The following is a 16,144-nucleotide window of genomic DNA, read 5'->3' on the forward strand; positions in this document are numbered from 1 at the left end:
ATATCTTTATGGCTCTGATTCTAGGTTAAACTCAATCCGGCTCTGTAAAACCATTTCTGCAATTACCGCTCCTCCTTTACCTTGAGCTAAAACCCGCTCAAAACGGTTGATTAATTCGGGAATATTGATCACTTCCTCTACAGATTCTAGATATCTTTCGACAATTGCCCTGATCTTGTATCTTATCTTAGCTTGCTCCGCAACTTTTTCTAAAATTTCCTCGCAAGTCTGCTCGGTTTTAACCACAAAAGTAATGGGATATTTTTGCACTTTATCAATATCTAAAAAATATTTATCAGCAGCTATCGTTTCCGTAACTTGAAAAAATCGACCTAGGGGTTTCATGACAAAATCTATCCCCCCGTCATTGGCATTTGTTCGACCAGTTTTATATAAAAGTAAGTATTCAGAGTTTAAGCGATCAGGCGACCACCTCCAATATATTTTCTGTTCCCCATAATACTCTTTAAGAATTGCATAACTGACAATCTCAAAAACTCTAGCATCAATGTTTGGTCTGAGTAAACTCCGAATAAATTCAATGGCTTTCTGGGGATCTTGCTGTTGAATATCAATCATCTGTTGACAATAGCTGATAAATTGATTAAATGCTTTTTGTCTTGTTTGCACATAGGCATCAATTATATCTATAATCACTGGCGCAATATTAACTTGATTACCCTCTAGATAAAACTTAATTAGATTCTCATTAATCCAGTATCTATTGGTTTTAACATCTCTAATTATAGGCAGATAAGATAAAGTGGGAAAATACTTTTTAAATTCCTGATTTAATCGATGATTGAGAGCATGATTTTGTAATTTATCGCCAAAAGGAAGCTCCCTTTGCCTGCGAAAAAGTGTCATATACTGAGCGCCTTGATACTCGTCGTATCCATCCTTAAGATGAAACTCATTATTAATATAGTCTTCCACTAAAACATAAATGGCATAATGATTAGCCAATCCTGCTCGGGATTTAGAACCTCGATTAGCGGCTCTAGTTTTAATGTTCAAATATTGCAATAACTCACTAGCATTTAAAATGCTATTTCCCTGATTGGGAAAGTAATTATCGATAATTTTAATAATTATCTTGGTGAATTCATGCTTTACTATCGACATCGAAAAGACTCTCCTGTACAAAGTTAGATTCTTGTTTATTTTCGCTTTTTCTACTATAGCTTTTTTGAGGAGGGAGTAACTTTTCTCCCTTGTATTCTTGCCATCCGAGAATCCGTCGAAGACCAATTTTTAAATACTCCTCTTGTAATTCTATACTAATAGAAATTCTTCCCAAACGTTTAGCTACAGCTGCAGCTGTAAAAGTTCCTGCAAATGGATCAAGCACAATTCCACTCTTGTCAGTGCTGGCCAAAATAATTCTTTCTAGCAATGATTCAGGTTTTTGTGAGGGATGATTTTCGTATTCATCCATGCGATATCTTACCCTAGGGAAATACCAGACATTGCCCGGTACTTTCTCTGTATTGTATTGACTCGGAATCGCTTTTCTATAATCAATTAGTTTTCGTTTTGCTCCGGTTTTTGCTTCTATCTTAATATCCTTTGAATTAAAAGTGTAATTATTTTTATCTTTCACACAGTGAAGTATTGGTTCATACATCGAACCAAAGTATTTTGTTGCTTGTACTCCTGAACTATCATAATGCCAGATAATGCGACTAAGAATCGTCATTTTTTGTCTTAAGTAAAGATCAAAGTAAGGCATTGCTTGAGTGCTGGCCATAACATATAATGTTCCCTGGGGTTTCAAGATACGAAGACACTGATCAAGAATTTGATTTGCCCAATTTATATAATCATTTTCCGATTCCCATTTGTCGTAAAAATCGGCGAAATGCTTACCTATATTATAGGGAGGATCGAGAAAAATTAGATCTACAGAATTAGAGGCAATCTCACTGGATAAAATCGGCAAAGAATCACCATGAAATATAACTTGCTCATCAGCTTCGTATCGTTTAAACATGATCATTTTTTCAATTTAAAGTAGTTGGATTTTTACTAGCTATTAGCGTTCAGCACCTAGAGAATTTTTCAGATATCAGAACATCCACTTTTAGTTCTTTATTTTTCAATTAAGCTGAGGGCTTCAAGATCAATCCTATAAGATTTGTTGGGAAAATTTATATTTGTCAACAAAATTACAAAGTATTGTAAATATTGTTAAACAATGTATCGAATGTCAACTATTGGTCAAATAATTTTGACATAATTGGGGTGGAGGGGTTGACAGGTAAAATTTTTGTGTTTTATCCAGCATTTCTTAAGTGTAACTAGGATAGTTTAAAATCCACAACTGATAGTGTTATGAGTGATAATACCAAACAAATTTATAACTACACCGTTATTCTAGAAAAAGAGTCAGACGGTGGTTATCACGCTTTTTGTCCTGCGCTTAAAGGTTGTCATTCTCAAGGAGACACTTTTGAAGAAACGATTGTCAATATTACAGAAGCTATGGAATTGTACCTCGAAAGTTTGATAGCTGATCATCAACCCATTCCCAAAGAAGATTTGATTTTTAAGCCTTTAAATATTTTAATATGAGTCAGTATCCCGCAGTTAAAGTCAAGGAGTTTATTAAAGTTATTGAAAAATTGGGCTTTTATTTGGATCGTCAAAAAGGTAGCCATGCTATTTACAAAAATAGTGGTGGATGTAGGGTTGTGATCCCTATTCATTCAGGAAAAGATATTAAGCAAGGTACTCTCATGGGTATGATTCAAGATATTGGTCTTGATAAAGAAACATTTTTCGAGTTGTTACGAAAATAAGAGTTAAAAGATAGTCGAAGCGATAGCAGCAATTGTACTTTAAGAGGAACGAAGCAATGTTTTAGACAAAATGTAAATTATAATCTGCAAAATGTGAATTATAATCTGTAGAAATGTCTCATACACTTTCTTGATAATTGATCTGTGGCACAAAAAGAATCCTTAGATATCAAACATCGTTTTGGTAAAGCTATCAGAAGACGCAGAAGGGAACTTGACTTATCTCAAGAAATCTTAGCTGAAAAAGCGGAACTGCACCGAACTTATATTTCCAGTATCGAACTTGGTAAGTGTAATGTATCTTTAGAAAATATCGAAAAGTTAGCCAAAGCACTTGATATATCTATTGCTGCTCTTTTTGCTGATCTATAAATTTGATTAATTGCAATTCAGTATGGATAATAACCAGTTAGTGATAGAAATTCAAAAGCTAATTAAAAACTCAATAGAAAACTATTTTAAAAAACCCAAACCTAGGAATCATCATATTTTAGATTATTTATTTCCAGAAGAGAGACAGATTAGTTCTGTGATGACTGGACTAACGACAAGCATGGGAACTACTTTCTGGGAAAAATTAGCAACCTTTTTAGCCAAAGATAATGGATTTCGTATTTTATATAAGCAGGATAAAAAACTTTTACAACCTAGTCCATTTCCTCAAGACTTAAGAAGTGAACTCGATAATTTAAAAAGTCTCAGAAAATCGAAAGAACAAAAAATATCCATGACAGAGTGCATTGAAAGACTTAGAGTAGTAGCTAAGAAAATAAATAGGAATAACCTCAATTATATCGATCCTCCTTCTGGTCATGGAGTAGATATTTATTTAATCAAAGACAATATTGAGTATGTGTTTGATTTAAAAGCTACACATCTTAATAGGGGAGATGGTTCTAGATTTAGCGACCAGTTGTTAGATTGGTATTGTTATCGGCTGTCCCGTGAACCTTTAGCAAGTATTCACACAAGAATTGTTATTCCTTTTAATCCTTTCTTACCTCAAACATGGTGGCAATCACAGGGAAATAAAATGTATCCTCTAGAGGAACATCATGATATATGGGTTGAAAATGAATTTTGGGATTTTTGTTCTGGTAAAATCAATACTTGGTCATTAATTAAAGAAGCTTTTATCGATCTTCAAAAAGATCAAGCATTTATCAACAAGTATAGACAAAAGTTTCGTAATTATCTAGATAATTAATTTGGTAAAATTATTTCCAGTAAATTTCTTGCTACTGCCTCCACCACTGGTACAGGAACAGCGTTTCCGAATTGTTTTTTAGCGATAGCTGACTGTGGATGATAGATAAAATTATCGGGGAATCCTTGTAATTTACGCGCATCTTGGGGAGTAATTTCTCGAAACTTTTTGGGTTTATAGATTTTCTTTAAAAACAATTGTTTGTATTCTTGGGGATGAGTAGCGGTAATTGAAATAGTAGCAATATAATCTTTAGCACCCGTAGCGGTTAGGGTAGGAATAATATCGGCCGTCGGTAAAATAATCCGATAAATGCCGTTAATTCCCGTCATATTTTTCGAGTTAATAAATTCATACTTACCTGCGGTCGTTTGCCAACAAATACCGAGAGAAACTAACTGATTTAGTTCCTCGATTTTTAGGTCGGGTATAATTTCCAAAAAAGTAGAAAAAGCCACGGGATGACCATCTTTTTCGCCATACTTTTTACTGCGTCTTAATTTCAGCAAAGCTAAACAGATACTTTTTTGTCGTTCCGTAGTTTTGATAATATCCCAAGAATGAATAGTTGTGTGACCATTTCTTAAATCAGAAAAAATAAAGAAGTCATTTAATTCATCTTCTTTTTGAAAACGAGTTCTCGATGGAGGAACAAAACCATTAAATAAAGTATCCGCAGATAACTTAACTTTCTCGACGGGTTGAATATTCTTGATGTCTTCTAAAATATCCAAAACCTTCGGATGGATACCCAAAGGTAAAGGAAATTTAAACCGCTCATAGTTATCTATATTTTTTCTAATTCCTACGATAAAAACTCTCTCGCGATTCTGGGGTAAACCAAAATCGTAGGCATTTAATAACTGCCAGTAAACTTGATAACCACAGCTAGTTAATTCATCGATAATTAACTCTAAATTCTCCCGATTGCGAGGACTAGCTAAACCACTGACATTCTCGAAAATAAAGCTTTTCGGTTGACTTTTCTGGACTAATTTAATCACATCAAACCAGAGTTTTCCCCGGGGATCTTCAAATCCCCGTAAACATCCCGCCACCGACCAAGGTTGACAGGGAACGCCGCCGACAATAAGATCAAGATTATCGGGTAAATTGCTGATTTTACTCACATCTCCGAAAGCAATTTCATCGCTGTTGAGATAGCTAATAAAATTTTGTTGATAAACTTGGATGGCCTGTTTATCGATTTCTGAATAGCCTAAACAACGTCCTCCCAATTTCTCCAAAGCGATTCTAAACCCACCGATTCCCGCGAATAAATCGACAAAACGATACTGGGGATGGGTAATAACTAGATGTAGGGGTAATTGGGTTTGTCTGCTGACTTTAACTGTGGTTTTCAAGGGTCAATAATTCCTTTTCACCGTCTGGGAAGATGCCTATCTGTACTAATTATTTTAGTATAACTTAAGTTTTTTTTCTAGAGACCTCCTGCAAATTTCCTGTCTCCTGACTTGAAAGAGGGTGTAGGGTGTGGGGTGTAGGGTGTGGGGAAGTGGGGAAATTGAACTAAAACCCCAAAACCCCAAAACCCCAACCCCCAAAACCTGTCTCCTGTCTCCTGTCTCCTGTCTCCTGTCTCCTGACTCCTCACCTAACGGAAGATTTTTGATTTTTGCAGGAGATCTATCGAGTCGAGGAATACTCGTAGTCTTCGATAATGCGGAGAAGTCGCATAGCTGAACTACAGGATTCTTCTAAAATTTCCTGTTTCTCCTGAGAATCATCGATTAAATCTTCAGATACCAGACGCAAAGAACCTAAAAGACTATTAAGACTGCTTCTCGCTTCGTAGGATAAATAAGCTTTTCTTTTTTGCTCATCTTCCCTATTCTTAGAGTCAGCCTCTTTGCTATCACTAAATTGCAGAGCGTGTAAACGGGCATAATGACCACCTTGAGCTAATAATTCCTCATGATTGCCGATTTCTGCCACTTTTCCCTTGTCCAGCACCACAATTTGATAGGCTTTTTGAACAGTGGAAAGACGGTGAGCGATCACAAGAGTAGTCCGCTCGCGACAGAGTTCATCGATCGCTTCCTGTACTAAACGCTCAGAAATTGTATCCAAAGCACTGGTGGCTTCATCGAGAATGAGAATATCTGGCTCTCGCAGTAAGGCACGAGCGATCGCTAATCTTTGTTTTTGTCCTCCCGAAAGTCTCACTCCCCGATCGCCAATTTCCGTATCCAGTCCTTCCGGCAGTTTGGAGATAAACTCGTAGGCATTCGCCCTTTTTGCCACTTCTAAAATTTCTGTATCACTAACATCGCTTAATCCGTAGGCAATATTAAAACGGAGAGAATGATTAAAGAGAAAAGTGTCTTGACTGACTATTCCCATCGCTTTTCTCAAGGATTTGAGATCATAATGGCGTAAATCGTGACCGTCAAAAAGAATTCTCCCGGCTGTAGGATCATAAAAGCGTGGTAATAAATCAGCAATTGTCGATTTTCCCGCCCCCGAAGCACCAACAAGAGCGATCATTTTTCCTTTTGGAATCCACAGATCGATGCCCTTGAGAACTAATTCTTGATGACTGGGATAGGAAAATTGGACGTTATCAAAATGAATACCTGTCTCTAATCTTTGATAGGGAATAGAGCCATTAGTCATAAATGGTTTATTCTCTCGAATGAGAAAATCCGCTACCACCTCCACTGCGGAAACATCAACCAATAGACTACTCCTAACACCGTTAATTTGACTAACCATCGGCAAGGCCCGGAAAAGCACATAGAGATAGGTCAATAAAATTGTCGCTAAAGCTTGCAGTTGTTCATTAAAAAGATAACGACCAGCAATGATAATTAAAGCAATAATAATTACCCCACCGATCTCATTGAGCGGTCCGATTACAGCATTATTAGTCTGGGCATCTAAACCCGCTTTCTCCCTAGCTTCGATATCTTCCACAATAGATTTTAATTCGTATCTTTCATTTCCTACTGCTTTAATTAGGCGAATTCCCGTTAACAGTTCCAACAGTTTATTACTTTGCTGTTTAGCCGTTACGGTGATAATCTCTCCAAACTTTTTTGATCTCTTGACAAAGTATTGATTAAGCAGAGCTAAAAAGCCACCCAAAACACTAGAAATAATAGTTAATTGCCAAGAAATTGATAATAAAATAGCCAAGTACATGAAAGCTGTGGCGACAATCTTAACCAAGCCAATGTAATTTCTAATTGATCCCACGGCTCGATTAATCTCCGACATGAAACGATTAAAAATATCTCCTATTTTACTTTTTACATAATAATCTATATCCACTTCTAGCAGCAGAATAACTGAATCAATTCGCATATCTCTTGCCATAATCAAAGACAAGTAAGTACCTAGCAAATTACTGACAAAATTGGTAATGTGCTTGAGAATTAAAATCAATAATATCGACGCAAACATCCAGAAAAAACGAGTATCGACCGAGAAAACCTCGAAAACGGAGAGCAGCTTTTTGATAATGTGGGGGGCATTTTTTAAGATATCATTTTCGGGATTAATAAAATAAATTAGTAAGGGGATAACTAAAATAGCTCCTACCCCATTAAATATGGTACTGACAAACCCGATAATAATGCTGGAAACCACTAATATCCAGTGTTTCAGCGTATATTTAAGCAGAATTTGATTAGGATTCATCGCAAGTAATAAAGTAAACAGTGAACGGTCAATTATCCTACTCGCTAGACTCTAATATTTTGCTTCCAGAGAAGTAATTAGGCGAGAGAGAGTTGTCGCCATGGCGGTGGTACTATAGGAGGCGATACAGCGCTCTCTCGCTTTTATTCCTCGTGCATTAGCCGAGTCGAGATGATTAAAAACTTCGCTAATCATAGCAGCTAGTTGTTCTGGCGATCGAGGTTCGACTAAATAGCCAATATCAGCTAAAATTTCGGGAATATCTGCCACTTTAGTGGAAATAATCTGTTTAGCCATCGCCATACCATCGGTGAGTTTAATCGGAAATTGGGCGTTAGCCGTAGCTTCATCCCTCTGGGGAACGATAATAGCATGGGCAGCGGCAATAACTTCCGGCATTTGATCGATCGGTTGAGCAGGTAAATGAATTAACCAAGGTTGACCTTTTTCTAGCAAACTATCCAGATAACCATCCCCGATTTGGCGACCTCCCACCACCACCAATTTAAAATCAGGATCACCAATTTGATCTAAAGCGATTAAGACATCTTCTAAACCTTTGTGGGGTCTAGCTGTACCCTGGAACATTAAGACTTTATAGGCAGATAAACCGTATTTTTGACGACAAGCGACGGGATCGTAAAGATTGGGATCGAAAAGTTACGTATCCTTGCCATTCGGTAAATAAATCCCCCCATAACGCTTTTGCAAAAATTGATTATTAACCGTCACCGCATCGGCACGGTTAATTAAATTTTCCAGCCAGCACAGATAAAGAGGGTGATTCGGAATTCCCTAAGCGCAGCATTTTTTTGAGTATATCCCTAGCTAATTGTCGGGGATAAGGACGATAGGACCATCGATCACCACCAAACCAACTCATTTCCCAATCGTCAATATCGAGAATTAGGGGACGTGGGAAAAAAAACGTTTCAGTAAACCGATGCCGAAACTGGTGGGACGGGGTTTAACCGCGTAGATAATCTCTCTGGAGAGGCGATCAAGTAAAGTTTTGATCTGGCCAAAAAACTGGGGATAATTATTGCCTTTGACCGATACCACCGCTATATTCCCCGGTGGGGTTGGATAGATTTCCCAGCCAAAAATCGGACCATAAACCGTCACCTGACAGTTTAGCTGTTGCAAGACTTGAGCAATCAAATAGACTCTTGTGCCACCACCACCGGATAAATCTGGTGCTAAAACAGAGATTTTTTTGTTCATGATCGCCGCTCAATCCAGATTATCTAGCACGATAGAAGAATGTTAATCAATGTTAACGATTTTGTCAATCTTAAACGGACTTAACATTAATATCCCCAGAGATAGACTAGACAAAGAAAACTAACATATACATAGCCGAGACGACTAACTGAGTAAACATCACCGGTAAACCGTAGCGCAGGAAGGTATGAAAAGTAATTTTGCCCCCGTGTTGTTCGGCGATGCCGGCGGCGACAATATTAGAAGAAGCTCCCACTAAAGTACCATTACCCCCTAGGGTGGCTCCATACATCATCGCATAGAAAAGCGGTAAAACTTCTGGGGGAAAAGAACCGGCATAATCGGGGGAAAGAACCTCCGCTCCGACTAAATTAACATTAACAAGGTACTGTTTCAGTAGTGGAACCATGGCCACCACTAGGGGAATATTCGGAACGACACTGGAAACAAGTCCGACAAAAAACAGCAAGACTAGAGAACCTAAAAAGATATTTTTGCCTAAAATTATCGCCAGAAGTCCCGATACACTATTAACTACGCCAGTTTTTTCTAAACCGCCAATTAGCACAAAAATCGACATAAAAAATAATAGGGTACTCCAGTCCACATCCCGGAGAATATTATGCACCGTATCTATCTTCGATTGCTGGGCTAAAAGTAGGGCTAAAGCTGCCCCCATCAGAGCAACGGCAGCAGGAGCAAGGGGTACAGGAAAAGATTCGCCGACGACGAATAAAAATAAGACCAAAAAGACGATAATTCCCCCCAAAGCTAAGACGCGAGGATGATTAATTTTCGGATGGGGTAAGTCTTCTAAATGCTCGAATTTTGTCCGCCAGATCGTGGGGAATAACCAAGGTAACATAACCAGAATGGTAATCACTGCCAAGGCACCACCTAAACTTAAACGCTGTAGGTATTCCATGAAGGTGATATTAATAGAATCACCAACAATATAAGTAGCGGGATCACCAACAATAGTTAATAATCCAGAACTGTTGGCTACGAAAACCATCAGGATTAAGAGAGGCACAAAATCTACCCCTATATCTTGAGCTAAGGGCGGAATTAAAGGTGCTAATAACATCACCGTGGTGGCGTTGGGTAATACCGCACAGATCGGGGTAGTAATGGCAACAATTCCTATTAATAATAATTTGCCCTGTCCCTTGGCTAAAAGCACCATTTGTGCTGCTAAATAATCAAAAATTTTCGTTGGTTCAAAGGCTCTTACTAACACCATCACCCCAAAAAATAGGGTAAGAGTGGCATAACTACGACTGATATAACCCACCGCTTCCTGGAGAGTCATGATATGGGTAAAAACTAAAATTAAAGCTCCCAGTAAAGCCGCTACGGTAATATGAAGCCACTCGAACATAATAACCACAATGACTGCAATAAAAGTCATCGCAGCAATCCACATTGGTAAAGATTCCAGCATTTTTGATCCTGTTTTTACTCTTGGTTTCTCGATACAACTAAAAGTTTGCTCGAAAAATGTACAGCAAACTCATAGAAAATATGGTTATCTACGGAAAATCTTAAAATTGTTGTGATCGGTAAGCTGACATGAGAATCCCCATAAACAATGTCTCCTTTGAGTTATGACTATCAAGTAGTACCAGCGACATAACTGAACCGATCAAGACATTACTAGGAATGTAGTGATGCTTCAGTCTTCCCCCCCACGCCGACGAAGTTAGCTGACGGGCTAGGATAGAGAGATATCCTTTTCTAGGCTAAAAAATCTAGAAATACGCCCCCAAATGTGGTTCCTCCGCTCCGAATTTGTCTAGCTAATATCTAGCATAGAAACTTGGATTAGGCTGACTTACTCTGTTTAGTGATCCACCATAGCATACTAACCCAAAAAAAACGATATAGCCCTATACCAGACCTATCCTGTCGGTTATCCCCCGGGTTGCTAGGATAGAACAATGATAAGCTAATAGCTAACGACTGACCGCCATAGCAGCCACATCAGAAATTTCTATGAATAGAAGACCTCGTTATACTCCTCCTCGATCGCGTGATCGTGATTATGACCGCTCCTATGGCGATGACTCCCGCGCTTCGTCCCCCGGAGGCCTATTGGCAAAATTGAACTATGCCATGATCGCCCTGATTGGTGGTATTTTTGTACTAGGAGTGGGTCTCGGTCTGGTATTCAGTTCTACCGCTAATTTTAGCCCCGAAAACGTCGCTTCCCGAGAAGTAATCGATCGCAGCGCCCCCAATGCGGAATTATGCGTGCAATTTGGGGCCAGCGCCATTGTCACCGATTTGCGGGTTTATGTCACCCTTAACCCCTTTAATGTTTTTGTTACCCAACCAGTCATGCAACCCGGTTGCGTTTTGCGACGCAATAACTGGTCAATTTTAGAACAACAAAAATTAGTCGATGGACAGCAGGTACAAAGTTGTAAAAACCGGATGAATACCTTTGGTTATACCGGTCCCTTGGAAGGCAAACCGAAAATCGATTGTATCTTCCAAAATGAAGCCGGTGGGAATCTTTTTGTTAATCCTGCTGGCGCTGTTGGTCCCAGACCAGATACAGATAAATTCTAAACTGGAAAAGATCGTTCTCCTGACTGATGACTTGAAAGAGGGTGTGGGGTGTGGGGTGTAGGGAAGGAAACCTCTTTCATCTGTGGGGGTGAAAATTTTTTCATCGGGACTGACTCCTAATTAACTAAGACAATTTTTGATTTTTACAAGAGGTCTAATGAGTTAGCCATTGGGCCGTAGTCACTACAAAAATTCCGCCAGCTTTTTTTAAAAAAGGCTGAATTTTATCGATCAGACGATTAAGTTGTTCGTCACTATTACAAACCGTCATAATGTAGTTACCACTGTAATCACAATCCAAGTCATCACGGGATAAACCTCGATCGCCTTTTCCCGAAGCATTGCCAAGGACGGTATAACCGGAAACTCCGACAAGATCAAGAATGCTTAAGGTTTCTTCCAGAAGAGCATGACTAACAATTATGTCCACTTTTTTGACAGTTTGTAGGGAAGGATGAGGGGATTCAAGCATGGTAGTTAAGTAAAAAAGGTATAAGTGCAAGAGAAAAATTTTGACAGGAATTATTTAAAAACCGCCTGGCTTTTTAGACTCCACGGCCAATGATTTTGATCATCTCTAGGTACAGAGGAATACCGATGACGATATTGAAGGGAAAAGTTAAAGCCAAGGCCATAGAAACGTATAAACTAGGATTAGCTTCAGGAACAGTCATTCTCATGGCCGCAGGAACAGCAATATAAGAGGCACTGGCACACAAAACAGCGAATAATAAAGCATTGCCCTGTTCAAATCCGAGAACCTTAGCGATGAGAATCCCCACCATAGCATTGATGACGGGAATGAATACCGCAAAACCGATGAGAAAAGAACCAGTTTTGCCTAATTCCCGGATTCTTTTCGCCGCCACTAATCCCATATCAAGGAGAAAGAAAGTTAACGCACCATAAAAAATCCCTTGAGTGAAAGGTTGTAGTTTTTCCCAGCCTTTTTCCCCCGTCAGCATACCAACCACAACACTACCGACTAAGAGAAATACCGAACCATTTAAAAAGGCTTCATGTAGAACCTTTGACCAAGAAAACGCTTCTTCTTCGCCATTTTTCTCTTTAAAGACTCGCACCAGGATTAAACCCACTACAATCGCCGGCGATTCCATTAAAGCTAAGGCCGCTACCATGTGACCGCCATAGGAAATATGAAGTTTTTCTAAAAAAGAACTGGCAGTGATGAAAGTAACGGCACTAATGGAACCATAGGCTGCTGCGATCGCTGCTGCATTGGCACTATCGAGTTTAATTTTCAGGATAAAGAAAGTGTAAATGGGAACGATACAAGCCATAACCACGGAGGCAATCAAGGTTAAAGCGATTTGGTTATTGATGCCACTTTTCGCTAGTTCATAACCTCCCTTGAAACCAATCGCCATCAACAGATAGAGAGAAAAGAGTTTAGGCAGTGGTTGGGGAATCTCTAGGTCGGATTTAAAAAATACTGCCAGCATTCCTAAGAAAAAGAACAAAACCGGCGGATTGAGAATATTGAACAGGATTAAGCTGCCATCCATAGGTTTGCGTACATTGAGTTATTTCAATCTATACTATTCGATTTTGAGAATACTGGGACAATGATAATTACTCGCAGCCAGAAATACGTTAGTCTCTATCATACTTTGTGCTTTTTGTCAAAAAAACTTTTTTTTTGCAATAAAACTACACAAAAAAAAGATCATCGTTGTGGGTGAAATTGACTGATTTACCCGTCTTAATTAGGATCACCTTCTAGGTGTGGCAAGGGTTTCAGCCATTGCTGCCCAAAAAAGCACAAAATAACCCATTATGAAATTCAGTAAAATCGCTGTAACCATGATAACATCGTTGTTAAATAAAAATCTTTCTCAATTAATTCTTAAGAATTTATAAATATTGCGAAATGTTAATTTAAATATTATCAAGTTTTTGCAGTCAATAAATAACTTTTGCTTATATTTGTCAGAAAATAGAACTCCTGCAAAAATCCCACATCTACTATTGGGTTAGGAGTCAGTATTTAGGAGACTCCGAGACTATTTTTATTTATTCTCCCTTCTCCCCACACCCCACCACCCCACACCCCACTCCCCACTCCCCACTCCCCCACACCCCACACTCTACACCCCACACCCCACACTCTACACCCCACTCCCGTTCCCCGATCAATGCCAAAAATCCAGCTTAAAACCCCAAAATCAGAGCATCTTGCCGCCATGGTAGCACTTGATCGCAGCAGTCTCGGCGGTATTTGGACCCTATCTGGTTATGAACGGGAATTAAACAGCCCCAACAGTGAATTATTAATTCTTACCCTAGACGGGGAGGACGAAACCCTAATCGGATTGGCTTGTTCTTGGGCAATTCTCGAAGAAGCGCATATTACCCTCCTGGCAATTTATCCCGACTATCAAAGACAAGGATTAGGAAAACTGCTTCTCTACAAACTGCTTGAAAAGGCTGTACAAAGACAACTGGAAAGGGCTACGCTAGAGGTGAGGGTATCGAACCAGTCAGCGATCGCACTCTACGAGCATTTTGGCTTCCGCGTCGCTGGAGAGCGGAAAAATTATTATTCGCAAACTGGCGAATCGGCCCTAATTTTCTGGCGCAACGATCTACAAACGGCCGCTTTTCAGGAACAATTAAACAAGTGGCGACAAGAAATCCTCTCCAGACTGGGGCAGGGAGAGTGGCAATTAGAGGAAGAAACCAGAGCCAAAATAGATACCATGGGGATGCAATGATTACCTACAAGCTTAAATCAGGTCGAGGTTAGGGAAAAATGAGGATTTTAGTCTTGGCGTGGGAATTTCCACCGCGATTAGTGGGCGGTATCGCCCGTCATGTTGCCGAACTCTATCCCGAAATCGTCAAACTCGGTCATGAAGTCCATTTAATCACGATCGAATTCGGTCAGGCCCCCAGTTATGAACTGGTGGAAGGTATTCACATCCACCGCGTCCCCGTACCCCCCGGCAATGACTTTTTCCATTGGGTGGTCAACATGAATAACAGCATGGGGCAACAAGGCGGCAAACTAATCGCCGAATACGGAAAATTTGACCTTGTTCATGCCCACGATTGGTTAGTAGGGGATGCAGCCATCGCCTTGAAACATCTCTTTAAAATACCCCTGATTGCCACGATTCACGCCACGGAATACGGACGTTATAACGGACTGCACACCGACACCCAACGCTATATCGCCGGCAAAGAGGGAACCCTCGTCTATAATGCTTGGCGCGTCATCGTCTGTACCGGCTATATGCGTCATGAAGTCCATCGGGCCTTGGGCGCACCCTGGGATAAAATCGATGTGGTTTATAACGGTATTCGGGCCGAGAAAAAGCAAAGAGACCCTAACTTTGATTACCGAGCTTTTCGTCATCAATATGCCGAAGATTACGAAAAAATCGTCTATTACGTCGGGCGCATGACCTTTGAAAAGGGGGTTTCGGTGTTACTCAACGCTGCCCCAAAAGTCCTCGCTCAGACTGGGGCTAAAACTAAATTTGTTATTATCGGTGGCGGCAATACCGACAAACTTAAACAACAGGCCTGGCATCTCGGTATCTGGCATCATTGTTATTTTACGGGCTTTATGTCCGATGAAAACCTCGATCGCTTCCAAACCGTGGCCGATTGTGCCGTTTTTCCCAGTCTTTACGAACCTTTTGGCATTGTCGCCCTGGAAAGTTTCGCCGCTAGGGTTCCCGTGGTAGTTTCCGATACCTGCGGTTTTCCCGAAGTTGTCCGTCATGGTCAAACGGGAATTGTCACCCGGGTCAATAATCCCGATTCCCTCGCTTGGGGCATTTTGGAGGTTTTAAATCATCCTGAATACGCCCACGAATTAGCTAATAACGCCTACGAAGACCTAGAAAAACGCTTTCATTGGGCGAATTTAGCCCGTCAAACCGAGACAGTATATGGTTTGGTTGTCCAAGAACGACAACTGGTGGAATGGCGTTAATCAGGGAGCGGTTTTTTAGCCGTCAGCCGTCAGTATTAGGGGTCAGTTTATGTCTTAAAATAACAAAGGCACAACTTAACTTCTCCAAATATGACTATGAAAGCAGCTGAAATTATGACCACGGAGGTGGCCAAGATTAAAGGTTCTGAAACCGTTGCCAAAGCGGTGCAATTGATGAGAGAAAAGAACATTAGAACTCTCATTGTTGATCGCCGTCACGATGAAGATGCTTACGGAATTATCACCGAAACCGATATTGTCTATAAAGTCGTCGCTTTCGGTCAAGATCCGCAAAAAGTGCGCGTCTATGAAGTGATGAGCAAACCCTGCATCGTGATTAATCCCGACCTCGGGGTTGAATATGTGGCCCGCTTATTTGCTAATACCGGTATTCGTTTCGCACCGGTAATTAAAGGCGGTTTGCTCGGTGTTATATCCGTTAGCGACATTCTCCATAAAGGTAACGCCGTCGAAAAGCCCCGCAGTCTTGATTTAGAAGCGGAGATTATCAAAGCGAGAGATATTGCCCGGGCAGTCTGTGCTGAAAAAGGGGCAAATTCTCCCGATTGTGCCGCAGCTTGGGATATTGTTGAGGAATTACAGGCAGAATTGGCACACCAACGCGCTAAAAAACCGGAAAAAACCTATTTTGAGGAATACTGTCAAGAAAATCCCGATGCTTTTGAAGCTCGTATTTATGACACCTAATCT

General features: G+C 40.1%; 15 protein-coding genes, 1 pseudogene and 1 riboswitch. Of the genes and pseudogenes, 8 read left to right on the forward strand and 8 right to left on the reverse strand.

Features of this window, described 5'->3' with window-relative positions; genetic code table 11:
- Nucleotides 1–6 precede the first annotated feature (6 nt).
- On the reverse strand, nucleotides 7–1,125 hold the full coding sequence (locus ACQY1Y_RS07180; RefSeq protein ID WP_430014267.1) for a restriction endonuclease: 1,119 nt from the start codon (nucleotides 1,123–1,125) through the stop codon (nucleotides 7–9).
- Nucleotides 1,106–1,993 (reverse strand): adenine-specific DNA-methyltransferase, encoded by an 888-nt coding sequence (gene yhdJ / locus ACQY1Y_RS07185; RefSeq protein ID WP_002751178.1) that lies wholly within the window; start codon nucleotides 1,991–1,993, stop codon nucleotides 1,106–1,108. The genes ACQY1Y_RS07180 and yhdJ overlap by 20 nt, the downstream gene beginning before the upstream one ends.
- A gap of 341 nt (nucleotides 1,994–2,334) precedes the next feature.
- On the opposite strand from yhdJ, the gene ACQY1Y_RS07190 reads away from it, so the two are divergent.
- From ACQY1Y_RS07190 to ACQY1Y_RS07205, 4 genes are all read left to right on the forward strand, one after another.
- Nucleotides 2,335–2,574: a type II toxin-antitoxin system HicB family antitoxin gene (locus tag ACQY1Y_RS07190; protein ID WP_002732327.1), complete on the forward strand. Its 240-nt coding sequence runs from the start codon at nucleotides 2,335–2,337 to the stop codon at nucleotides 2,572–2,574.
- Nucleotides 2,571–2,801 (forward strand): type II toxin-antitoxin system HicA family toxin, encoded by a 231-nt coding sequence (locus ACQY1Y_RS07195; protein WP_002744591.1) that lies wholly within the window; start codon nucleotides 2,571–2,573, stop codon nucleotides 2,799–2,801. Before ACQY1Y_RS07190 ends, ACQY1Y_RS07195 begins: the two co-directional genes overlap by 4 nt.
- Nucleotides 2,802–2,945: 144 nt before the next feature.
- On the forward strand, nucleotides 2,946–3,173 hold the full coding sequence (locus tag ACQY1Y_RS07200; RefSeq protein ID WP_430014268.1) for a helix-turn-helix domain-containing protein: 228 nt from the start codon (nucleotides 2,946–2,948) through the stop codon (nucleotides 3,171–3,173).
- 22 nt (nucleotides 3,174–3,195) lie between these two features.
- Nucleotides 3,196–4,008, forward strand: a complete 813-nt coding sequence (locus tag ACQY1Y_RS07205; protein WP_430014269.1) for a TdeIII family type II restriction endonuclease — start codon at nucleotides 3,196–3,198, stop codon at nucleotides 4,006–4,008.
- On the opposite strand, the gene ACQY1Y_RS07210 is transcribed toward ACQY1Y_RS07205, so the two are convergent.
- The 4 genes and pseudogenes from ACQY1Y_RS07210 to ACQY1Y_RS07225 form a co-directional block, all read right to left on the reverse strand.
- Complete coding sequence (locus ACQY1Y_RS07210) at nucleotides 4,005–5,372, reverse strand: DNA cytosine methyltransferase (RefSeq protein ID WP_430014270.1); 1,368 nt, start codon at nucleotides 5,370–5,372, stop codon at nucleotides 4,005–4,007. The genes ACQY1Y_RS07205 and ACQY1Y_RS07210 overlap by 4 nt on opposite strands.
- Nucleotides 5,373–5,655: 283 nt before the next feature.
- Complete coding sequence (locus tag ACQY1Y_RS07215; protein ID WP_430014271.1) at nucleotides 5,656–7,671, reverse strand: ABC transporter ATP-binding protein; 2,016 nt, start codon at nucleotides 7,669–7,671, stop codon at nucleotides 5,656–5,658.
- 51 nt (nucleotides 7,672–7,722) lie between these two features.
- Nucleotides 7,723–8,895, reverse strand: a pseudogene (locus ACQY1Y_RS07220) (glycosyltransferase family 4 protein).
- A gap of 106 nt (nucleotides 8,896–9,001) precedes the next feature.
- A complete protein-coding gene (locus ACQY1Y_RS07225; protein WP_430014272.1) occupies nucleotides 9,002–10,339 on the reverse strand; it encodes an ArsB/NhaD family transporter in 1,338 nt (445 codons plus the stop codon).
- Nucleotides 10,340–10,571: 232 nt separating this feature from the next.
- Nucleotides 10,572–10,702, reverse strand: a riboswitch (cyclic di-AMP (ydaO/yuaA leader).
- 188 nt (nucleotides 10,703–10,890) lie between these two features.
- Here ACQY1Y_RS07225 and ACQY1Y_RS07230 point away from each other — a divergent pair.
- The gene (locus ACQY1Y_RS07230) at nucleotides 10,891–11,469 is read left to right on the forward strand and encodes a DUF3172 domain-containing protein (protein WP_002733879.1); all 579 of its coding nucleotides are present in this window, start codon (nucleotides 10,891–10,893) and stop codon (nucleotides 11,467–11,469) included.
- 154 nt (nucleotides 11,470–11,623) lie between these two features.
- On the opposite strand, the gene ACQY1Y_RS07235 is transcribed toward ACQY1Y_RS07230, so the two are convergent.
- Complete coding sequence (locus ACQY1Y_RS07235; RefSeq protein ID WP_002734429.1) at nucleotides 11,624–11,941, reverse strand: P-II family nitrogen regulator; 318 nt, start codon at nucleotides 11,939–11,941, stop codon at nucleotides 11,624–11,626.
- 73 nt (nucleotides 11,942–12,014) lie between these two features.
- A complete protein-coding gene (locus ACQY1Y_RS07240) occupies nucleotides 12,015–12,995 on the reverse strand; it encodes a sodium-dependent bicarbonate transport family permease (protein WP_430014273.1) in 981 nt (326 codons plus the stop codon).
- A 630-nt stretch (nucleotides 12,996–13,625) separates the two neighbouring features.
- Between ACQY1Y_RS07240 and rimI the strand changes: the two genes are divergently transcribed.
- From rimI to ACQY1Y_RS07255, 3 genes are all read left to right on the forward strand, one after another.
- Nucleotides 13,626–14,204 (forward strand): ribosomal protein S18-alanine N-acetyltransferase, encoded by a 579-nt coding sequence (gene rimI / locus ACQY1Y_RS07245; protein ID WP_430014274.1) that lies wholly within the window; start codon nucleotides 13,626–13,628, stop codon nucleotides 14,202–14,204.
- Nucleotides 14,205–14,242: 38 nt separating this feature from the next.
- Nucleotides 14,243–15,433 (forward strand): glycosyltransferase family 4 protein, encoded by a 1,191-nt coding sequence (locus tag ACQY1Y_RS07250; RefSeq protein ID WP_045357137.1) that lies wholly within the window; start codon nucleotides 14,243–14,245, stop codon nucleotides 15,431–15,433.
- A 90-nt stretch (nucleotides 15,434–15,523) separates the two neighbouring features.
- Nucleotides 15,524–16,141, forward strand: coding sequence for a CP12 domain-containing protein (locus ACQY1Y_RS07255; RefSeq protein WP_042790431.1), 618 nt, complete (start codon nucleotides 15,524–15,526; stop codon nucleotides 16,139–16,141).
- Nucleotides 16,142–16,144 lie beyond the last annotated feature (3 nt).

Origin of the sequence: Microcystis ichthyoblabe FBCC-A1114 (assembly GCF_050500245.1) — a bacterium.
Taxonomy (GTDB): Bacteria; Cyanobacteriota; Cyanobacteriia; order Cyanobacteriales; family Microcystaceae; genus Microcystis; species Microcystis ichthyoblabe_A.